Annotated in this window: 25 protein-coding genes; 13 read left to right on the forward strand and 12 right to left on the reverse strand. The window is 56.2% G+C overall.

What is annotated here, in order from left to right; genetic code table 11:
- Nucleotides 1–17: 17 nt before the first annotated feature.
- Nucleotides 18–329, reverse strand: coding sequence for a 50S ribosomal protein L21 (rplU, locus tag BHE81_RS16365; RefSeq protein WP_002918379.1), 312 nt, complete (start codon nucleotides 327–329; stop codon nucleotides 18–20).
- 260 nt (nucleotides 330–589) lie between these two features.
- Between rplU and ispB the strand changes: the two genes are divergently transcribed.
- Both ispB and sfsB read left to right on the forward strand, forming a co-directional pair.
- Nucleotides 590–1,561 (forward strand): octaprenyl diphosphate synthase, encoded by a 972-nt coding sequence (gene ispB / locus BHE81_RS16370; RefSeq protein ID WP_004144907.1) that lies wholly within the window; start codon nucleotides 590–592, stop codon nucleotides 1,559–1,561.
- Nucleotides 1,562–1,758: 197 nt separating this feature from the next.
- On the forward strand, nucleotides 1,759–2,031 hold the full coding sequence (sfsB, locus tag BHE81_RS16375) for a DNA-binding transcriptional regulator SfsB (protein ID WP_002918381.1): 273 nt from the start codon (nucleotides 1,759–1,761) through the stop codon (nucleotides 2,029–2,031).
- Between the two features lie 55 nt (nucleotides 2,032–2,086).
- Here sfsB and murA read toward each other — a convergent pair whose 3' ends face one another.
- From murA to mlaF, 7 genes are all read right to left on the reverse strand, one after another.
- Entirely contained in the window at nucleotides 2,087–3,346 is a 1,260-nt protein-coding gene (murA, locus tag BHE81_RS16380) for a UDP-N-acetylglucosamine 1-carboxyvinyltransferase (RefSeq protein WP_002918382.1), read from the reverse strand.
- 53 nt (nucleotides 3,347–3,399) lie between these two features.
- Nucleotides 3,400–3,654 carry a BolA family iron metabolism protein IbaG gene (gene ibaG, locus BHE81_RS16385; RefSeq protein ID WP_004144910.1) on the reverse strand — a complete coding sequence of 85 codons (255 nt, stop codon included), beginning with the start codon at nucleotides 3,652–3,654 and terminating at the stop codon, nucleotides 3,400–3,402.
- A 136-nt stretch (nucleotides 3,655–3,790) separates the two neighbouring features.
- Nucleotides 3,791–4,081 (reverse strand): lipid asymmetry maintenance protein MlaB, encoded by a 291-nt coding sequence (gene mlaB / locus BHE81_RS16390; RefSeq protein WP_023301470.1) that lies wholly within the window; start codon nucleotides 4,079–4,081, stop codon nucleotides 3,791–3,793.
- Nucleotides 4,081–4,716, reverse strand: coding sequence for a phospholipid-binding protein MlaC (gene mlaC, locus BHE81_RS16395; RefSeq protein WP_002918386.1), 636 nt, complete (start codon nucleotides 4,714–4,716; stop codon nucleotides 4,081–4,083). Before mlaC ends, mlaB begins: the two co-directional genes overlap by 1 nt.
- Before the next feature lie 18 nt (nucleotides 4,717–4,734).
- Nucleotides 4,735–5,286, reverse strand: coding sequence for an outer membrane lipid asymmetry maintenance protein MlaD (gene mlaD, locus BHE81_RS16400; RefSeq protein ID WP_002918387.1), 552 nt, complete (start codon nucleotides 5,284–5,286; stop codon nucleotides 4,735–4,737).
- 4 nt (nucleotides 5,287–5,290) lie between these two features.
- Nucleotides 5,291–6,073: a lipid asymmetry maintenance ABC transporter permease subunit MlaE gene (gene mlaE, locus BHE81_RS16405; RefSeq protein WP_004150949.1), complete on the reverse strand. Its 783-nt coding sequence runs from the start codon at nucleotides 6,071–6,073 to the stop codon at nucleotides 5,291–5,293.
- A 7-nt stretch (nucleotides 6,074–6,080) separates the two neighbouring features.
- Entirely contained in the window at nucleotides 6,081–6,893 is an 813-nt protein-coding gene (mlaF, locus tag BHE81_RS16410; RefSeq protein WP_004150950.1) for a phospholipid ABC transporter ATP-binding protein MlaF, read from the reverse strand.
- A 209-nt stretch (nucleotides 6,894–7,102) separates the two neighbouring features.
- Between mlaF and BHE81_RS16420 the strand changes: the two genes are divergently transcribed.
- The 11 genes from BHE81_RS16420 to npr all read left to right on the forward strand — a co-directional run bounded on the left by BHE81_RS16420 (nucleotide 7,103) and on the right by npr (nucleotide 14,999).
- On the forward strand, nucleotides 7,103–8,080 hold the full coding sequence (locus BHE81_RS16420) for a calcium/sodium antiporter (RefSeq protein WP_002918397.1): 978 nt from the start codon (nucleotides 7,103–7,105) through the stop codon (nucleotides 8,078–8,080).
- Nucleotides 8,077–9,081 (forward strand): arabinose-5-phosphate isomerase KdsD, encoded by a 1,005-nt coding sequence (gene kdsD / locus BHE81_RS16425; RefSeq protein ID WP_004144922.1) that lies wholly within the window; start codon nucleotides 8,077–8,079, stop codon nucleotides 9,079–9,081. Before BHE81_RS16420 ends, kdsD begins: the two co-directional genes overlap by 4 nt.
- Before the next feature lie 14 nt (nucleotides 9,082–9,095).
- Complete coding sequence (gene kdsC / locus BHE81_RS16430; RefSeq protein WP_002918405.1) at nucleotides 9,096–9,662, forward strand: 3-deoxy-manno-octulosonate-8-phosphatase KdsC; 567 nt, start codon at nucleotides 9,096–9,098, stop codon at nucleotides 9,660–9,662.
- Nucleotides 9,659–10,234: an LPS export ABC transporter periplasmic protein LptC gene (gene lptC / locus BHE81_RS16435; protein ID WP_002918413.1), complete on the forward strand. Its 576-nt coding sequence runs from the start codon at nucleotides 9,659–9,661 to the stop codon at nucleotides 10,232–10,234. Before kdsC ends, lptC begins: the two co-directional genes overlap by 4 nt.
- Nucleotides 10,203–10,748, forward strand: coding sequence for a lipopolysaccharide ABC transporter substrate-binding protein LptA (gene lptA / locus BHE81_RS16440; RefSeq protein ID WP_002918415.1), 546 nt, complete (start codon nucleotides 10,203–10,205; stop codon nucleotides 10,746–10,748). The genes lptC and lptA overlap by 32 nt, the downstream gene beginning before the upstream one ends.
- 6 nt (nucleotides 10,749–10,754) lie before the next feature.
- Nucleotides 10,755–11,480, forward strand: a complete 726-nt coding sequence (gene lptB, locus BHE81_RS16445) for an LPS export ABC transporter ATP-binding protein (RefSeq protein WP_002918417.1) — start codon at nucleotides 10,755–10,757, stop codon at nucleotides 11,478–11,480.
- A 47-nt stretch (nucleotides 11,481–11,527) separates the two neighbouring features.
- Complete coding sequence (gene rpoN / locus BHE81_RS16450) at nucleotides 11,528–12,961, forward strand: RNA polymerase factor sigma-54 (RefSeq protein ID WP_004149952.1); 1,434 nt, start codon at nucleotides 11,528–11,530, stop codon at nucleotides 12,959–12,961.
- 22 nt (nucleotides 12,962–12,983) lie between these two features.
- Entirely contained in the window at nucleotides 12,984–13,271 is a 288-nt protein-coding gene (gene hpf, locus BHE81_RS16455) for a ribosome hibernation promoting factor (protein WP_110246561.1), read from the forward strand.
- Nucleotides 13,272–13,341: 70 nt separating this feature from the next.
- Nucleotides 13,342–13,830, forward strand: coding sequence for a PTS IIA-like nitrogen regulatory protein PtsN (gene ptsN, locus BHE81_RS16460; RefSeq protein WP_004144926.1), 489 nt, complete (start codon nucleotides 13,342–13,344; stop codon nucleotides 13,828–13,830).
- A gap of 45 nt (nucleotides 13,831–13,875) precedes the next feature.
- A complete protein-coding gene (gene rapZ, locus BHE81_RS16465; RefSeq protein ID WP_002918428.1) occupies nucleotides 13,876–14,730 on the forward strand; it encodes an RNase adapter RapZ in 855 nt (284 codons plus the stop codon).
- Nucleotides 14,727–14,999: a PTS phosphocarrier protein NPr gene (gene npr, locus BHE81_RS16470; protein WP_002918431.1), complete on the forward strand. Its 273-nt coding sequence runs from the start codon at nucleotides 14,727–14,729 to the stop codon at nucleotides 14,997–14,999. Before rapZ ends, npr begins: the two co-directional genes overlap by 4 nt.
- 63 nt (nucleotides 15,000–15,062) lie before the next feature.
- On the opposite strand, the gene mtgA is transcribed toward npr, so the two are convergent.
- From mtgA to uxuA, 4 genes are all read right to left on the reverse strand, one after another.
- Entirely contained in the window at nucleotides 15,063–15,788 is a 726-nt protein-coding gene (gene mtgA / locus BHE81_RS16475) for a monofunctional biosynthetic peptidoglycan transglycosylase (protein WP_004174135.1), read from the reverse strand.
- On the reverse strand, nucleotides 15,785–16,438 hold the full coding sequence (gene elbB, locus BHE81_RS16480) for an isoprenoid biosynthesis glyoxalase ElbB (RefSeq protein ID WP_004181418.1): 654 nt from the start codon (nucleotides 16,436–16,438) through the stop codon (nucleotides 15,785–15,787). Before elbB ends, mtgA begins: the two co-directional genes overlap by 4 nt.
- 233 nt (nucleotides 16,439–16,671) lie before the next feature.
- Entirely contained in the window at nucleotides 16,672–19,011 is a 2,340-nt protein-coding gene (gene arcB / locus BHE81_RS16485) for an aerobic respiration two-component sensor histidine kinase ArcB (protein ID WP_002918444.1), read from the reverse strand.
- Between the two features lie 146 nt (nucleotides 19,012–19,157).
- A complete protein-coding gene (uxuA, locus tag BHE81_RS16490; RefSeq protein ID WP_023342587.1) occupies nucleotides 19,158–20,222 on the reverse strand; it encodes a mannonate dehydratase in 1,065 nt (354 codons plus the stop codon).
- Between the last annotated feature and the right edge of the window lie 273 nt (nucleotides 20,223–20,495).

Below are 20,495 nucleotides of genomic sequence, written 5' to 3' on the forward strand. Positions count from 1 at the left end.
AATCTACTCCTCAGGTCTTAGGCGCTGATGCCAGTGATTTTCACATCAGTGAACCACTGACGATGGCCCTGCTGCTTACGATAGTGTTTACGACGACGAAACTTAACGATTTTAACTTTCTCGCCACGACCGTGAGCAACAACTTCAGCTTTGATTACGCCGCCCTCAACGAAAGGAACGCCGATCTTGATTTCTTCACCGTTTGCGATCATCAGCACTTCAGCGAATTCAACAGCTTCGCCAGTTGCGATGTCCAGCTTTTCCAGGCGAACGGTCTGACCTTCGCTTACTCGGTGTTGTTTACCACCACTTTGGAAAACCGCGTACATATAAAACTCCGCTTCCGCGCACCTCTTTATGTGATTCAGAGTGCGCTATAAATATTCACAATAGGGCGCGAATATTACGCAAAACGCGAGCCTTTGACAAGAGCGATTAGCGATCAATGCAGAAAAAAAACACAACTTTCACGACAACGTTTATCTACGGCAATTTTTCAGTACAATCATATCTTCTTTTAATTCTGTCTTAATCCTTCTGTGATCCCACCTGGATTCATGGTAACAGGACATTTGGCCCGGCTTTTGCGATGAATTTAGAAAAAATCAATGAGTTAACCGCGCAAGATATGGCGGGTGTCAATGCGACGATTCTTGAGCAACTCAACTCCGATGTTCAGCTTATCAATCAGTTAGGCTATTACATCGTCAGCGGCGGCGGCAAACGCATTCGCCCGATGATTGCTGTGCTCGCCGCACGCGCGGTGGGCTATCAGGGGAGCGCGCATGTCACCATTGCCGCGCTGATTGAATTTATTCATACCGCCACCCTGCTGCATGACGACGTCGTCGATGAGTCTGATATGCGTCGCGGCAAAGCCACGGCCAATGCGGCGTTTGGCAATGCCGCCAGCGTGCTGGTCGGCGATTTTATCTATACCCGCGCCTTTCAGATGATGACCCAGCTGGGCTCGCTGAAGATCCTTGAGGTCATGTCGGAAGCGGTGAACGTCATTGCCGAAGGCGAAGTGCTGCAGCTGATGAACGTCAATGACCCGGATATCACCGAAGAGAACTACATGCGCGTTATCTACAGTAAGACGGCGCGCCTGTTTGAAGCTGCCTCGCAGTGTGCGGGACTGCTGGCCGACTGCACTGCGGAAGAAGAGCGCGCGTTGCAGGATTATGGCCGCTATCTCGGCACCGCTTTCCAGCTAATCGACGATTTACTCGATTATAGCTCTGACGGCGAGCGGCTCGGTAAAAACGTCGGTGACGACCTGAACGAAGGTAAACCCACGCTACCGCTGCTGCACGCCATGCACCATGGCACACCCGATCAATCAGCGATGATCCGCGGTGCGATCGAGCAAGGCAACGGCCGCCATCTACTGGATGCTGTGCTGGAAACGATGGCGACCTGCGGTTCGCTGGAATGGACGCAGAAGCGTGCCGAAGAAGAAGCTGACAAAGCCATTGCCGCGCTGCAGATCCTCCCGGACACGCCCTGGCGCGAAGCCTTGATTGGGCTGGCGCATATTGCAGTCCAGCGCGATCATTAATCCCCCCTCCTTTCCCGCGCGACGCGCGGGAAAGTTCCAGTAAAATGCCATTTCTCTCCCTAAACTTCCGAATATCTTGATAGATTCTGAATATTCCGGCGCTTTAACAGAACTTGTTAGAACCCTACATAGTACGCGGGTATAGTGTCTCTATCGCCCATGTGGGACGATCTGGACCTTTAACACCAGGAGAATTTATGGATAAGTTCATCGACTGGCATCCCGCAGATATTGTTGCGGGATTACGTAAACGGGGAACATCGCTGGCGGCAGAGTCGCGACGGCACGGACTAAGTTCTTCAACGCTGGCGAACGCCCTGACCCGCCCCTGGCCGAAAGGCGAATTGATTATCGCCACAGCGCTGGAAACGCAGCCGTGGGTCATCTGGCCGTCACGCTACCACGACCCGGTGACTCATGAATTTATCGACAGAACGCAGATGATGCGTCAGAAGAAGATCGACAAGTGATGTGATTGCTCGACAGCGCCCCGGAACAACGTCCCGGGGCGCTGTCAGGACGCGGTTACTCGCCCTTCACGCGTTGAATATTGGCGCCCAGGGCCTGCAGTTTATCTTCGATACGCTCATAGCCGCGATCGATATGATAGATGCGATCGACGATGGTGGTCCCTTCAGCGATACAGCCGGCCAGCACCAGGCTCGCCGACGCGCGCAAATCGGTCGCCATCACCTGCGCGCCAGAAAGCTGCTTCACGCCGTGACAGATAGCGGTATTGCTCTCGATCTCCGCGTGCGCGCCCATACGGATCAGCTCCGGAATGTGCATGAAGCGGTTTTCAAAGATCGTTTCGGTGATCACGCCGGTCCCTTCCGCTACCAGGTTAAGCAGCGTGAACTGGGCCTGCATATCGGTCGGGAAGCCCGGGTGCGGCGCGGTACGCACGTTGACCGCTTTCGGACGGTTGCCGTGCATATCGAGGCTGATCCAGTCTTCGCCCGTTTCGATGTCAGCCCCGGCGTCGCGCAGCTTCGCCAGTACGGCATCCAGGGTATCCGGCTGCGCGTTACGGCAGAGGATCTTGCCGCCGGAAATCGCCGCGGCCACCAGGAAAGTCCCGGTTTCAATACGGTCAGGCAGCACACGGTAGACGCCGCCGCCCAGGCGCTGCACGCCTTCGATGGTAATGCGATCGCTACCCTGGCCTGTGATTTTTGCGCCCAGCGCGTTCAGGAAGTTGGCGGTATCGACAATCTCCGGCTCGCGAGCGGCGTTTTCAATAATCGTCGTTCCCTCCGCAAGCGTCGCTGCGCTCATGATGGTTACGGTGGCGCCGACGCTCACCTTATCCATCACAATATGCGCGCCTTTCAGGCGACCGCTGACCGAGGCTTTGACATAACCTTCTTCCAGTTTGATCTCGGCGCCCAGCTGCTCCAGACCGCTAATATGCAGATCGACCGGACGCGCGCCGATAGCGCAGCCGCCAGGCAGAGAAACTTGCCCCTGACCGAAACGTGCCACCAACGGGCCCAGCGCCCAGATAGAGGCGCGCATGGTTTTCACCAGATCGTACGGAGCACAGAATACATCGACCGGGCCGGCGTCAATCCATACCGAACCATTGCGCTCGACCTTCGCGCCCAGCTGGCTCAGCAGCTTCATGGTGGTATCGATGTCTTTCAGCTTAGGTACGTTTTGGATCTCTACCGGCTCTTCGGCAAGCAGCGCGGAAAAGAGGATTGGCAGGGCGGCGTTTTTTGCCCCGGAGATGGTGACTTCACCCTGAAGGCGAGTCGGCCCCTGAACACGGAATTTATCCATTGATTCTGTTCTCTATTAAAAATTCACATACGCTGCAGGGGATCCCCCACAGCTTAGAAGCCATTGAGTTTGCGGTCTCGCGCCCACTCCTGCGGAGTAAAGGCCTTGATCGACAGCGCATGGATGCGGTTGTCGGCAATATATTCCATCAGCGGCGCGTAGACGCTCTGCTGCTTTTTCACCCGACTCATGCCATCGAACATCTCACCCACAGCAATAACCTGAAAGTGGCTGCCATCGCCAGAGACGTGGACTTCCTGGAGGGGGAGTGCGTTCATCAGCACGGTCTGAATTTCATGATTTTCCATGGGCTCAAATTTATCTGATAGTGAAAACAGCCCAACATCTTAGAGGAAAGTGGCGCGGTCTTAAACAAGCAAAAAGCCCCGGCGAAAAGATTGCCAGGGCTTTCGGAATAGCTTCAGTGCTAAGGCACTGAAAAGATTATGAGATCAGATCGGCAGGCAGGTTGTAAAGACCGATCAGCGTTTGCAGGTTTTCGCTCTTGCCGACCAGCTGCGCTTTCCGGCCCTGACGGCGAATCAGCGCCACAAAATGCACTAACAGCGCCAGGCCCGCGGTGTCCACGCGCGTGGTCTGACTGAGATCGATGATCGCCGTTCCCGCCGTCGCCTGTGCGCGCGCCTCCCAGAGCGGGACCAGCAGATCCTGATCCAGTTCCCCGTGCAGCGCCAGCGTCTCGCCCTCGCGAGTCCAGCTCAGCTGCCCGCTCATTATTTTTTCTGTTCCAGGGTGATCGGCTGCGCAGAGATCGCTTTCAGCTGCGCGGTCAGGCCATCAACGCCCTTGGTGCGCAGCAGATCGCTCCACTCATTCTGTTTGGTGGTGATCATGCTCACCCCTTCCGCGATCATATCGTAGGCCTGCCAGTTGCCGGTCTGGGTATTTTTACGCCACTGGAAGTCAAGACGTACCGGCGGACGACCGTTCGGGTCGATGATAGTGACGCGGATCGGAACGATGGTTGCGCTGCCCAGCGGCTGCTCCGGAGCAATCTGGTAAGTCTGCCCATGGTACATCGCCAGCGCCTGACCGTAGGCCTGCTTCAGGTATTCACGGAAGGCGGCAAAATAGGCCTCACGCTGCGCAGGGGTCGCTTCTTTGTAATAGCGGCCCAGCACCAGCGCGCCGGCATATTTCACCTGTACATACGGCAATAACTCCTGGTCGACGATGTCGCGCAGATAGTTAGGATTAGCTTTAATCTTCGGCTGTTCATTCTTCAGGCGATCGAAGGTTTTCTGCGCCGCTTCATTCATCAGCTTATACGGATTGGACTGATCTGCGGCCTGGACGGCGGTCAGCGGGGCAATCACCAGCATGGCGACCATGAGTAAGCGTTTAAACATATCGTATTTCTCCTGAAATTAATGCGTCGTGCCGGCTGCCGGCGTCGCGTCAGTATGACCTTCTGCCTCGGCCTTATCATTGCCAGAATTCTGATTGTCGCCGCCCTTACTGTTATAAAGGAACTGACCAATCAGATCTTCCAGCACCATGGCGGACTTGGTGTCCTGGATAGTGCCGCCGTCTTTAAGGATAGTCGTCCCGAGGTCCGGGTCTTCAAAACCGACGTTCAGCGCCAGGTACTGCTCGCCCAGCAGGCCAGAGGTGCGGATCGCCAACGAACTGGTATCCGGGATATGGTTGTAGCGCTCATCGATATCGAGCTCCACGCGTGGCAGATAGGTTTTCGGATCGAGCGTAATGTCCGCTACCCGCCCCACTACCACGCCGCCGATGCGCACCGGCGAACGCGCCTTCAGGCCGCCGATGTTATCGAAAGTCGCATAAAGGCGATAAGTCGGCTCGGTGCGTAGCGAGGTGACGTTCGCCGCCTTCAGGCAGACAAACAGCGCCGCCAGCAGCGCCACCAGTAAGAACACCCCTACCCAGATTTCAGTTTTTTTCGTTTGCATGAACTCAATTCCCAAACATCAGCGCAGTCAGCACAAAATCCAGCCCCAGAACCGCCAGCGACGCATGCACCACGGTACGCGTTGTCGCCCGGCTAATCCCGGCGGAAGTGGGGATAGCGTCATAACCATTAAATAACGCAATCCAAGTTACCGTAATAGCGAACACCAGACTCTTAATCAGGCAGTTCACCAGATCCATTCGCCAGTCGACGGCATTTTGCATCGCGGTCCAGAAAAAACCACCGTCAATGCCTTTCCAGCTCACACCCACCAGCGCACCGCCCCAGATCCCTACCGCGACGAAGATAATCGTCAGCAGCGGCAGCGAAATGACACCGGCCCAGAAGCGTGGGGAAATGACGCGACGCAGCGGATCCACCGCCATCATCTCCATACTGGAGAGCTGTTCCGTGGCCCGCATCAGGCCAATCTCGGCGGTCAGCGCCGACCCGGCGCGGCCGGCAAACAGCAGCGCGGCGACCACCGGCCCCAGCTCACGCAGCAGCGACAGCGCCACCAGCATGCCAAGACTGGTCTCTGCGCTGTAGGTGGTTAACACCAGATACCCCTGCAGCCCGAGCACCATACCGATAAACAAGCCCGATACAATGATAATCAGCATCGACAGGACGCCGACGTTATAGAGTTGACGAACCAGCAGCGGCGCGTGCTTGCGAAACTCTGGTTTGCCGACAACGGCGTTGAAAAGCATTAATCCGGCGCGTCCAAACGTCGCGGTGGTTTTAATACCGCGATGACCTAGCGCGGCCAGCGCATTAAACAGCATGAGTCGCTCAACTCCCTATGCCTAATAAATCATGGTGATAGTCGCCAGCGGGATAACGGAACGGTACCGGACCGTCGGCAATACCATCAATGAACTGACGAACCCGAGGATCGGTATTCTCCCGTAGCGACTGGGCGCTACCGTGGGCGACAATCTTTTTATCCGCCACGATATACGCGTAGTCCGCGATGCTAAGCACCTCGGGCACATCGTGCGAAACCACGATGCAAGTGACACCCAGCGTGCTGTTGAGTTCAGAAATCAGCTTCACCAGCACGCCCATAGTGATGGGATCCTGCCCGACGAACGGTTCGTCGAACATAATCAGATCCGGCTCCAGGGCAATGGCTCTCGCCAGGGCGGCGCGGCGCGCCATCCCACCGGAAAGCTCAGAAGGCATTAACTTCGCCGCACCGCGTAGCCCCACCGCTTCCAGCTTCATCATCACCGTCGTATGCAGCAGCGCAGGCGGCAAATGCGTATGTTCGCGCAGCGGATAGGCAACGTTGTCAAAGACATTGAGATCGGTGAACAGCGCGCCGGACTGGAACAGCATGCTCATCCGCTTACGCACCGTATAAAGACGCGAACGCGTCATCTGCGGCACGTTCTCGCCATCAAACAGGATCTCTCCCCTGTCCGGCGGGATCTGGCCGCCGATCAGGCGTAACAGGGTAGTCTTGCCGATCCCCGAAGGTCCCATGATCGCAGTAATTTTACCGCGCGGCACCGACAGCGAGATGTCGTCGAAGATCACACGATCGCCGCGTGAAAAGCGGATACCGCGCACTTCAACTAAATTCGCCTGAGTTTGGCTCATAAAATCATCCTTACTAAACACCTGACGGGCAAGCATGGCCCTTTCTTGCGCCACAATCACAACATTTTTACAGAATCTTACCTGCACAGGTTAGCGAAAGCTGGCATTTGTTTTACTTTTGGCACACATAAAGTCAAAATTAAGAATTCGTTACGCTGCGTAGGGATAACCCAGCGAGGCGACGATTATACCTGAAGAAAGGACTTTAGATGCTCTTAGCGACGGCTCTGTTAATTATTGGTTTATTGCTGGTTGTCTACAGCGCCGATCGTCTGGTCTATGCCGCCTCCATCCTGTGTCGTATGTTGGGGATCCCGCCGCTGATCATCGGCATGACAGTGGTCAGTATCGGCACCAGCCTGCCTGAGATCATGGTCGCCACCGCGGCCTCGCTGCACGGGCAGACCGATCTGGCGGTCGGCACCGCGCTCGGATCTAATATCACCAATATCTTATTGATCCTCGGTCTCGCCGCCTTACTCAGGCCATTTACCGTGCATTCTGATATTCTGCGCCGCGAATTACCGCTAATGTTGCTGGTCAGCGTGCTGGCGGGACTGGTGCTCTACGATGGACAACTGACCCGTCTCGACGGGCTATTTTTACTGGCGTTAGCGCTTCTGTGGCTGCTGTTCACCATCAAAATCGCTCGCCTGGCGGAGCGCCAGGGAAGCGATAGCCTGACCCGCGAACAGCTGGCGGAGCTGCCACGCGAAGGGTCGCTGCCGGTCGCCCTGCTCTGGTTAGGGGTAGCGATGATCGTCATGCCGATGGCGACCCGCATGGTGGTGGATAACAGTACAGTGCTGGCAAACTATTTCGCCATCAGCGAACTGACCGTCGGCCTGACGGTGGTGGCGATAGGCACCAGCCTGCCGGAGCTGGCCACCGCCATCGCCGGGGCGCGGAAAGGGGAAGATGATATTGCCATCGGCAATATCATCGGCGCCAATATCCTTAATATCGCACTGGTGCTGGGTTTACCGGCGCTGATCGCGCCGGGGAGCTTTGCGACCGAAGCCTTCACTCGCGATTATGGCGTGATGCTGCTGGTCAGCCTGATCTTCGCAGTGCTGTGCTGGCGCCGTCAGCAGCAGCCGGGACGACTGGTTGGCGCGTTGCTGGTCGGCGGCTTTGTGGTTTGGTTGGCGATGCTGTTTTGGACAGCACCGCTCTTCGTTGAATGATTCGGGATAACATCATGTCGCAAATAGATTTGCCCACGGATTTTGACTTTCAACAGGCAGGCCGTCAGGTGCTGGAAATTGAACGTGAAGGTCTGGCCCAGCTCGATCAATACATAAATGAAGACTTTACCCATGCCTGCGAAACGATATTCCGCTGCGGTGGGAAAGTCGTGGTGATGGGGATGGGCAAATCCGGCCACATCGGCCGCAAAATGGCGGCAACCTTCGCCAGTACCGGCACCTCGGCATTTTTTGTCCACCCCGGCGAAGCGGCGCACGGTGATTTAGGTATGGTCACCCCGCAGGATGTGGTAATTGCGCTGTCGAACTCCGGCGAATCGAATGAAATCCTCGCGCTGATCCCGGTCCTCAAGCGCCAGCAGGTGAAGCTTATCTGTATCACCAGCCGGCCGGAGAGCAGCATGGCGCGCGCGGCGGATATCCATCTGTGCGTGAAAGTGCCGAAGGAGGCCTGCCCGTTAGGACTGGCGCCCACGTCGAGCACCACCGCCGCGCTGGTGATGGGTGATGCCCTCGCCGTCGCCCTGCTGGAAGCCCGCGGCTTTACCGCTGAGGATTTCGCCCTGTCGCATCCGGGCGGCGCACTCGGCCGTAAGCTGTTGCTGCGGGTCAATGATATTATGCATACCGGTGATGAAATCCCGCACGTCGGCCTGCAGGCGACCCTGCGCGATGCGCTGCTGGAAATCACGCGTAAAAATTTAGGCATGACCGCTATCTGCGATGACGATATGAACATCATCGGTATTTTTACCGACGGTGACCTGCGCCGGGTCTTCGATACCGGCGTTGATATGCGCGATGCCAGCATTGCCGACGTCATGACCCGGGGAGGTATCCGCATCCGCCCCGGCACTCTGGCGGTGGATGCGTTAAACCTGATGCAATCCCGTCATATCACCTGCGTGCTGGTTGCCGATGGCGACCATCTGCTGGGTGTGGTACATATGCACGATCTGCTGCGCGCGGGCGTAGTGTAAGTAAGGAAAAAATAATGAATAATGCTGATGCTCAGTTAGCGACCTGCTACGGGCCGGTAAGCCAGGCGTTTGTCGATCGCGCGGCGAAGATCCGTCTACTGATCCTTGATGTCGACGGTGTATTATCCGACGGGCTTATCTATATGGGTAATCACGGCGAGGAGCTGAAAGCGTTTAACGTCCGCGATGGCTATGGTATCCGCTGCGCGCTGACCTCGGGTATTGAAGTGGCGATTATTACCGGGCGAAAAGCTAAACTGGTAGAAGATCGCTGTCAGACGCTGGGCATCACGCATTTGTACCAGGGGCAGTCGGACAAGCTGCTGGCGTTCCGCGATCTGACGGACAAACTGCACGTGCGGCCGGAAGAAGTCGCCTACATCGGCGACGATCTGATTGACTGGCCGGTGATGGCCGAAGTGGGCCTTAGCGTCGCCGTCGCCGATGCGCATCCGCTGCTGCTACCGCGGGCGAATTATGTCACGCGAATTAACGGCGGACGCGGCGCGGTACGCGAAGTCTGCGATTTGTTACTATTGGCGCAGGGCAAGTTGGATGAGGCCAAAGGGCAATCAATATGAGTAAAACCAGACGTTGGGTTATCATTTTACTGTCGCTGCTCGCGCTGATCCTTATCGGCCTGAATCTGGCGAATACGGACGACACGGCCCAGCCGGAGGTCAATCCTAACGACCCTACGTATAAAAGCGAACATACCGACACCGTGGTATACAGTCCGGAAGGCGCCCTGAGCTATCGGCTGATTGCCGAGCACGTGGAATATTTTTCCGATCAGGAGGTCTCCTGGTTTACCAAACCGGTGATGACCACCTTTGATACTAACAAGGTGCCTACCTGGTCGGTCAGAGCAGACAAAGCGAAGCTGACGAATGACCGGATGCTCTATCTTTACGGGCACGTTGAGGTGAATGCGCTCGCGCCAGATTCTCAACTGCGCAAAATTACGACGGATAACGCCCAGATAAATCTGGTAACGCAGGACGTTACCTCCGATGACATGGTGACGTTATACGGCACCACATTTAATTCCAGCGGCCTGAAAATGCGTGGAAACCTTCGCAGCAAAAATGCCGAGCTGATTGAAAAGGTGAGAACCTCTTATGAAATTCAGAACAAACAAACTCAGCCTTAAGATTGCGCTCGCCGGCGCGTTACTGGCCGCCAGCCTGCCGGCCCTCGCCAAGACGGGCGATACCGATCAGCCGATCCATATCGAGTCCGATCAGCAGTCGCTGGACATGCAGGGCAATGTCGTCACCTTCACCGGTAACGTGGTCGTGACCCAGGGGACGATCAAGATTAACGCTGATAAAGTGGTGGTCACCCGTCCAGGCAACGAGAAAGGCAAAGAGGTGATCGAAGGTTTCGGTAACCCGGCTACTTTCTATCAGATGCAGGATAACGGCAAGCCGGTAAAAGGCCGGGCGTCGAAAATGCGCTACGAGCTGCAGAACGATTACGTCGTGCTGACGGGCAACGCTTATCTGGAACAGCTCGACAGCAACATCAAGGGCGACAAGATCACCTATCTGGTGAAAGAGCAAAAAATGCAGGCCTTCAGCGATAAAGGTCGACGCGTCACCACCGTTCTGGTGCCGTCCGAGCTGCAAGACAAAAGCGGCAACCAGCAAAAGAAGAGTAACTAATCCGTTATGGCAACCTTAACTGCGAAGAATCTCGCTAAAGCGTATAAAGGCCGCCGCGTGGTGGAAGATGTCAGTCTCACCGTTAACTCGGGCGAGATTGTCGGCTTGCTCGGCCCGAACGGCGCCGGTAAAACGACCACCTTCTACATGGTGGTCGGGATTGTGCCCCGCGACGCAGGCAATATCATCATCGATGACGAAGACATCAGCCTGCTGCCGCTGCACGCGCGCGCGCGACGGGGCATCGGCTATCTGCCGCAGGAAGCGTCGATTTTCCGTCGCCTCAGCGTCTATGACAACCTGATGGCGGTCCTGCAGATCCGTGACGATTTAACCAGCGAGCAACGGGAAGATCGCGCTAAAGAGCTGATGGAAGAGTTTCATATTGAGCACCTGCGCGACAGCCTCGGTCAGGCGCTCTCCGGTGGTGAACGCCGCCGCGTCGAAATCGCCCGCGCGCTGGCGGCGAATCCGAAATTTATTCTTCTGGATGAACCCTTTGCCGGCGTGGATCCGATCTCCGTTATCGATATTAAACGCATCATTGAGCACCTGCGCGACAGCGGTCTCGGCGTTCTGATTACCGACCATAACGTCCGTGAGACCCTCGCGGTCTGCGAACGCGCGTATATTGTCAGTCAGGGACACCTTATCGCTCATGGTACACCGCAGCAGATCCTCGAAGATGAGCAGGTTAAGCGCGTGTATCTTGGGGAAGACTTCAGACTCTGATAGGGTAGAGGTTACAGACGTTTTAGCCGGAGATATTTACCCTGAACATGAAGCAAGGTTTGCAATTAAGGCTTAGCCAACAGCTTGCCATGACGCCGCAGCTGCAGCAGGCGATTCGTTTGCTGCAGTTGTCCACGTTAGAACTCCAGCAAGAGCTCCAGCAAGCGCTGGAAAGTAACCCGTTGCTTGAGCAAACCGATCTTCACGACGAGGTAGAGGCAAAAGAGGTGGAGGACCGCGAGTCCCTCGATACCGTCGATGCGCTTGAGCAAAAAGAGATGCCCGACGAACTGCCTCTCGATGCCAGCTGGGATGAAATCTATACCGCTGGCACGCCGTCGGGTAACGGCGTCGACTATCAGGACGACGAGCTTCCCGTCTATCAAGGCGAGACCACCCAGACGCTGCAGGACTATCTGATGTGGCAGGTTGAGCTGACGCCTTTCACCGACACCGACCGCGCTATTGCCACCTCTATCGTCGACGCCGTCGACGATACGGGCTACCTCACGATTCAGATTGAAGATATTGTCGACAGCATCGGCGATGACGAGATCGGCCTGGAGGAGGTGGAAGCGGTCCTCAAGCGAATCCAGCGTTTTGATCCGGTTGGCGTCGCAGCGAAAGATCTGCGCGACTGCCTGCTGATCCAGCTGTCGCAATTTGCTAAAGAGACGCCGTGGCTGGAAGAGGCCCGGCTGATTATCAGCGACCATCTTGATCTGCTGGCCAACCATGATTTCCGCACTCTAATGCGAGTCACCCGCCTGAAAGAAGAGGTGCTTAAAGAGGCGGTCAATCTGATCCAGTCCCTGGATCCTCGCCCTGGCCAGTCCATTCAGACCAGCGAACCGGAATATGTCATCCCGGATGTGCTGGTGCGCAAGGTGAGCGGCCGCTGGACCGTCGAGCTCAACGCCGACAGCATTCCACGGTTGAAAATAAATCAGCAGTATGCGGCAATGGGCAACAGCGCCCGCAATGACGCCGACGGCCAGTACATTCGCAGCAATCTGCAGGAAGCCCGCTGGCTGATTAAAAGTCTGGAAAGCCGCAACGATACCCTGCTGCGCGTCAGCCGCTGCATCGTAGAGCAGCAGCAGGCTTTTTTCGAACAGGGTGAAGAGTATATGAAGCCGATGGTGCTGGCCGATATCGCCCAGGCCGTCGAGATGCATGAATCGACGATTTCCCGTGTCACCACGCAAAAATATCTGCACAGTCCGCGCGGTATTTTTGAACTGAAGTATTTCTTCTCCAGCCATGTGAATACCGAAGGCGGAGGCGAAGCCTCGTCGACGGCGATTCGCGCGCTGGTGAAGAAGCTCATCGCCGCGGAAAACCCCGCGAAGCCGTTGAGCGACAGTAAGCTCACCTCCATGCTGTCCGAGCAGGGTATTATGGTGGCGCGCCGCACTGTCGCGAAGTACAGAGAGTCTTTATCCATCCCGCCGTCAAACCAGCGTAAACAACTGGTCTGACATAACCGATAAGGAAGACACTATGCAGCTCAACATTACAGGACACAACGTCGAAATTACGCCTGCGATGCGCGAATTCGTTACGGCGAAGTTCAGCAAGCTGGAGCAATTTTTCGACCGGATCAATCAGGTCTATATTGTGTTAAAAGTAGAGAAAGTGACGCAAATTGCGGACGCGAATCTGCATGTCAACGGTGGCGAAATCCAGGCCAGTGCGGAAGGGCAGGATATGTATGCGGCTGTCGATGGTCTTATCGACAAGCTGGCAAGACAGTTAACGAAGCACAAAGATAAACTAAAACAACACTAATTGTCCGGGCCCCCTTGCGCCCGCCGCTGGATATCATCGGCGACGGGCGCGGGGGCGCTCAGGTGAAATTATGATGAACAACGATTCGGCTCTACAACTGAGCAACGTCCTGAACCAGGAATGTACCCGTAGCCAGGTGCACTGCCAGAGCAAGAAGCGTGCTCTGGAAATCATCAGCGAACTGGCCGCCAAACAGTTAAGTTTGCCGCCGCAGGTGGTGTTCGAAGCGATCCTCACCCGCGAAAAAATGGGCAGTACCGGGATCGGCAATGGTATCGCCATTCCCCACGGAAAACTGGAAGAGGATACGCTGCGTGCTGTCGGCGTTTTTGTCCAGCTGGAAACCCCCATCGCCTTCGACGCGATCGACAATCAGCCTGTCGACCTGCTGTTCGCGCTGCTGGTGCCGGCCGACCAGACAAAAACTCACCTGCATACGCTCTCCCTGGTGGCCAAACGGCTGGCGGACAAAGCGATTTGTCGTCGCCTGCGCGCGGCGCAGAGCGATGAAGAGTTGTATGAGATCATCACCGAAGCAGGAAGCAGCGATGACGCATAACGGCAGTCGCACCTTATCCTTTATCGTACTGAGGAGAAACGGTACATGGTACTGATGATCGTCAGCGGCCGCTCGGGCTCGGGGAAATCCGTCGCTCTGCGAGCGCTGGAAGATATGGGCTTTTACTGCGTGGATAACCTGCCGGTCGTGCTGCTGCCCGACCTGGCGCGGTCGCTGGCTGACCGTAATATCTCCGCGGCCGTCAGCATCGACGTGCGTAACATGCCGGAATCCCCGGAGATCTTCGAGCAGGCGATGCAGAATCTGCCGGAATGTTTTTCTCCGCAGCTGCTGTTCCTTGATGCCGACCGCAATACCCTGATCCGCCGGTACAGCGACACCCGTCGTCTGCACCCGCTCTCCAGCAAGAATCTGTCGCTGGAAAGCGCCATCGACGAAGAGAGCGATCTGCTGGAGCCCCTGCGCTCCCGCGCCGATCTGATCGTCGATACGTCAGAAATGTCGGTGCATGAGCTGGCCGAGATGCTGCGTACCCGACTGCTGGGTAAACGCGAGCGTGAACTGACGATGGTCTTCGAATCCTTCGGCTTCAAGCACGGTATTCCGATCGATGCCGATTACGTCTTTGACGTGCGCTTTCTGCCCAACCCGCACTGGGATCCGAAACTGCGTCCAATGACCGGTCTGGATAAACCAGTGGCCGCCTTCCTCGATCGGCACACTGAAGTGCACAACTTTATTTATCAGACCCGAAGCTATCTTGAGCTATGGTTACCGATGCTGGAGACCAACAATCGCAGCTATCTGACGGTGGCCATTGGCTGTACCGGCGGTAAACATCGTTCGGTTTATATTGCTGAACAACTGGCTGACTACTTCCGCTCGCGCGGCAAGAACGTGCAGTCTCGTCATCGGACGCTGGAAAAACGTAAATCATGACCGTAAAGCAGACCGTTGAAATCACCAATAAGCTGGGCATGCACGCCCGCCCGGCGATGAAGCTGTTCGAACTGATGCAGAATTTCGATGCCGAAGTACTGCTGCGCAACGATGAAGGCACGGAGGCGGAAGCCAACAGCGTGATTGCCCTGCTGATGCTGGACTCGGCGAAAGGGCGACAGATAGAGGTGGAGGCCAGCGGTCCGCAGGAAGTTGAAGCCCTCGCCGCGGTGATTGCCCTGTTTAACGCTGGCTTTGACGAAGACTAAACGTGACGCTTCCCGGCGGCGGACGACTGGCGACTATACCAGCCCCGGCGCCGGAGTAACCCGCTAATAGAGCTTATGCTCGCGCATGAACCCTTCCCCGCCCAGCTGTCGCATCTGGCGTAAGATCCAGGCCTGACGACTGCGCACATAGCCTGACGGCGCATCGGCGCGATAGCGGATCGGGTTCGGCAGCACCGCGGCCAGCAAAGCCGCTTCCCCCGGCGTCAGCTGACTGGCGGGTTTATGAAAATAGCGCTGGGCGGCCGCTTCCACACCAAATATCCCATCGCCGAACTCGGCAATATTCAGGTAGACGGTCAGGATCCGCTTTTTACTCCACACGGTTTCGATCCCGACAGTCAGCCCGGCTTCCAGCCCCTTACGCAGCCAGCTGCGGCCATCCCATAAAAACAGGTTTTTCGCCGTCTGCTGCGACAGCGTTGACGCGCCGCGGATGCGGGTCTCGTGACGTTCATTGTGCGCCAGCGCTTTCTCAATCGCCGACACGTCGAACCCCCAGTGTTCCGGGAACTTCTGATCTTCGGCGGCAATCACCGCCAGCCCCATCCATGGGGAGATTTTATCCATAGCGACCCAGTCGGAATGCGCCAGATAATGGAAATCGCCGGACAGCCAGGCGCTCACCTGCCGCTCAAGCATCACCGCCGAAAACGGCACCGGCAGCACGCTAAACAGCGCGATCCCCCCGCCCCAGAAAACGGCGGCGATCAGCAGCAGACGCAATGCCAGACGTTTTAGCAGCGCAAGGGGCGCAACGCGGAGCCTCATGCGCTCAGCGCCAGCACGCGGGCCACCAGCTTCTCAATTCCGGTGGCGGCTTGCGCAATGTCCTCCGCCAGCATATACGCCGGAGTGGTGACCACTTTGTTGTCTTCATCCACCACGATGTCGTCGACCGGGCAAGGCACGTGCTCTGCCCCCATCTCTTCCACCACATCGGCGGTATCAAGATCGGTCCCAATGGTTATCCGCAGCGGAAACGCAAAGATTTTCGGCAGCATCGCCGGGGCAATGCACATAAAGCCCAGCGGCTTGCCGGTCTGATGCATCGCCAGCGCCAGGGCCCGCAGATCGGGATCCACCTGGCATTCGCTGCCCTCGGCGGCGAAGCTGCTTAGATTTTTCGCCGCGCCGAAGCCGCCAGGGACGATCAGCGCGTCCAGCGTCTCCGCACGCGCCTGCGCCAGCGGCAGGATGTCGCCGCGGGCGATACGCGCTGCTTCCACCAGCACATTGCGCTGCTCTGGCATCGCCTCCCCGGTTAGATGGTTGATGACATCGCGCTGCGGTTTATCGGGCGCAAAGCACACTGCCTGCGCGCCGTTGCGCGCGATCGCCAGCAGGGTAATCACCGCCTCATGGATTTCACTGCCGTCGTACACGCCGCAGCCGCCCAGTACCACACCAATTTTTTTCATCGCTTTCGCTCCTCCATGCAACTCGCTGAAACCAGTCAAAAATGTCGATTAACTCGCTATGCTTCACATATTTTACTGATTCATGTAACAAATTAGTTAAGCTTTGCTATCTTAATGAGCGAGCAATCCACTTCTTCGGTTGCGCCACGTAACAACATCACTCAAACAACACTGGCTCAACCACCAGTTCCCTGGTGTTGGCGCAGTATTCGCGCACCCCGGTCTGTCCGGGGTCATTTTTTGCTGGCTTTCGCCACCCACGCCTTCAGTACCGCTACATCGTTTTGCCACTCGGATTTCATCTCTTCAACCCATTCAGCGACATTATCAGACCAGGCAGGCAGATCCGGAGTCTGGATCTGCTGGCCCAGCTGCTGGATGTGGCGCAGTCCGATAGAACCGGCCGCCCCTTTGATCTTATGTCCCTCTTCGACAATCCCTTTTTGGTCGCGGGCGGTCAGATTAGACTCCAGAACGGACATGTAGCCCGGCATCATCTTCTCAAACACCGCGAGACCATCGTTGATAAGCTTCGGTCCCACCAGCTCGATATATTGCTCCAGCATATCGGTATCCAGCACCGCGTCGGCTTTATGCAGATCGGCCGCCGGCGCTTCCTGCGCTTCCTCATCCGGTGCATCCCAGAATTTCTTGATCATGGCCGTCAGCGCTGGCACCGATAGCGGCTTACTCAACACATCGTCCATTCCGGCGTCGAGATACTCTTTCTTATTCTTCAGCACGTTGGCGGTCAGGGCGACCAGCGGCGGTAGCTCGTCAGCGGCAAAGCGCTGTTTCAGTTCCCGGGAAATATCCAGTCCGGTCATGTCCGGTAACTGAATATCCAACAGCACAAGGTCATATTCGCCTGGCTCAAACATCTCCAGCGCGGCTTTCCCGGTCATCGCCACATCAACGCTGTTACCCAGTTTTTCCAGCACTGAACGGGCCACAATAACGTTGAGCTCAATGTCCTCAACCAGCAGCACGTTGAGCGCCGGTAATGGCATGTCGTCTTCCGCCAGCGTATCTTCCACTTCTTCCGCAATGGCAGGCGCATGGACGGTAAGCGTAAAGGTCGCCCCTTTACCCGGCTGGCTGGTAACGCTGATATCACCGCCCATATTACGCGCCAGGCGACGCGAGACGGCGAGACCAATCCCGGTTCCGGTGGCCGGTTTGCCGCCGTGGCTGTCTTTGACCTGGTAATACATGGCGAAAATTTTGTCTTGTTCCGCTTCAGGAATACCAATTCCGGAGTCTTCCACTTCGAAGTGCAGGATATCGCCTTCGTCATAGCGCACGCGGACGTTCACCCCTCCGCCCTGCGGGGTAAACTTCACGGCGTTGCTGATAAGATTCCACAGGATCTGCCGCAGGCGGGTCCCATCCGTGATTACCTTATGCGGCAGCGGCAGGCTCGGCTCCAGCACAAAGCGCAGCCCCTTCTGCTGTGCCTGCAGGCCGGATAGGTTTTCAAGGTCGGCAAGGAAGCTGGTGAAGTCCACCGGCTGGTTATCGAGCTGCACCTTGCGGCGCTCCATTTTGTCCATGTCGATAATATCATTGAAGATATTCCCCAGCGTCACCGCCGATACATGGATAGTTTTCAGGTATTTTTCCTGTTCGCTGGTCAGTTCGGTATCCAGCAAAATTCGGCTCAGCCCGACGATCCCGTTTAGCGGGGTACGCAGCTCATGACTGATGGTGGAAATAAAGGTGGTTTTATCCCGGCTGGCGCGCTCAAGAGCGTCCTGATAGCGTTTACGTTCGGTGATATCGCGGCCGAAGCCCATCAGGCCGCGACGCTTACCGACGCGATCGTAGTAGGGGACCTTGCGGATTTCAAAGCACGCTTTGCGGCCATCGGGATAGTCCAGCCACTGCTCATAGGTCAGCGATACATTATGGCGGAACACCTTCTCGTCGGTCTCCAGTACCTTTTCCGCCGCCTCTTCGCTATAGACGTCCTGCGGTTTGAGGTGGATCAGCTGTTTCTCGCTTTTGCCGGTCAGCAGCTCCATCGCCCGGTTACAGCCTGAAAACTCCTTATCCTCATTGCGATAGAAGACCAGGTCCGGGGAAGCATCAAGGAAAGAGCGCAGAAAGGAGGATTGCTGTTCGAGCTGGATCTGTGTCTCTTCACGCTCTTTCATCTCAATCTTCAACTGCTCGAGGGTGGTCTCGCGCTCGGCTTCCGCTTTTTCACGTTCGCCAATCTCCTGATTCAACTGCGCGATGTTATCTTTCAGTTGGACGTTCAGCTTTAGATCGCGCTCACGCATCTCCTCCAGCTTGTCCACCAGCCGCGAAAGACGCTGACGGGACTCTTCGAGCTGCTCCACCACCACCGAGAGAAAGTAGACCGCCCAAGGCGTGATCAGCAGGCCAAAGAAGATAGAGCGGATAACGTCGATACTTTCAACCTGGCCATGCAGCACCATGGTAACCGCCATCTGTACCACGATGGCCAGCACCACCAGCGCAAGAGCCAACAGCATCGAAAAGCGGACCAGACCCAGCTTCATCATCAGGTCGACATAATACTGCGCCAGCATACGAATTTGCTTCATAGGGGATTCCTTCACGACAACTCCGCACAATAATACTCAATTCTGAGCAATGCGCTGTAAGTTGTGCAAAAAATGCGGGCAGGAGTCGATACGGCGGCCGGCCGCTGAGGCGAACCAGCCGCAAAAGAGGGGGATCAGAAGAGGGATTAACGCTTGCTTAACGCCTCCCAGAGTCCTTTCAGGTAGGTTACGCCGAGGGCGCGGTCGAACAGGCCATAGCCCGGCCGTCCGGTCTCTCCCCAGATAAAGCGACCATGATCCGGGCGAATATAGCCGTCGAATCCGTTGTCATACAGCGCTTGCATCACTTTGTACATATCCAGGGAGCCGTACTCTGACGGATGGGCGCACTCGTAAAAGTCTTTATCCTGCATCAGCTTTATATTGCGGACGTGGGCAAAATGAATTCGCTTACGCCGCGTAAATTCGGCCAGGATGGCGTACACGTCATTATCAGGATCTTCGGCAATCGAGCCGGTGCAGAGCGTAATGCCGTTGGCGGGTGAATCGACGGCCCGGCAGATCCAGTCCAGATCGTCGCGGTTTTTGACCACCCGCGGCAGGCCAAAAATGGAGTACGGCGGGTCGTCCGGGTGGATCGCCATTTTCACCCCAACCTCTTCGCAAACCGGGATCACCGCCTGCAGAAAATAAACCAGGTTCTCCCGCAGCTTCTGATCATCCACCGCGCTATATTTGGCAAACAGGGTCTGCACCTCCGCCAGCCGTTCCGGCTCCCAGCCCGGCAAGGCGAAGCCGTTTGAATTCTCAAGCACCTCCTTCACCACGTCTTCCAGCCGCTTATCGATATCTTTCTTCTCAAACGCCATCGTCAGCGAGCCATCCGGCAGGACGTAGTTCATATCCGTCTTCATCCAGTCGAAAACCGGCATGAAGTTATAGCAGATGACTTTAACGCCAAAGCGGGCAAGGTTGCGGATGGTCTGCTGGTAGTTGGCAATATAGCGCTCACGGGTAGGTAGGCCGATTTTGATGTCGTCATGGATGTTGACGCTCTCTATCACCTCCATTTTCAGGCCTGCGGCATGGGCCTGACCGACCAGACGCTCAATTTTATCCCCCGGCCATACTTCGCCCACCGCGACGTCGTAGAGCGCGCCGACCACCCCCTCAACGCCAGGCACCTGGCGAATATGTTCTAATGAAATCTTGTCTTCCTCTGGTCCAAACCAGCGCATTGTCATCTGCATTGTCTTCACCTGCTCAACTTAGTTTAATTTACCCTACTACCATACCAGTAATCATAGATGATTGAGCGTTGGCTGTCGTGATAGCGATCACATTCCTGCCGACCGGCTCGCCAGCGGTGAATGCGTCGGCGCATTCATAATTTTTTTCAATTTATTTCAATAGATTAATCATGCCATGGCTTTTTCTGCCGAGCTTTCTCAAATGTGATCCAGGCCTGATTATGATCTTTTGCATACTTGTATGGTAATAAAAGTAGCGTAATTTGTTCAGAA

Source organism: Klebsiella sp. AqSCr, assembly GCF_008452795.1.
GTDB classification, from domain to species: Bacteria; Pseudomonadota; Gammaproteobacteria; order Enterobacterales; family Enterobacteriaceae; genus Klebsiella; species Klebsiella pneumoniae.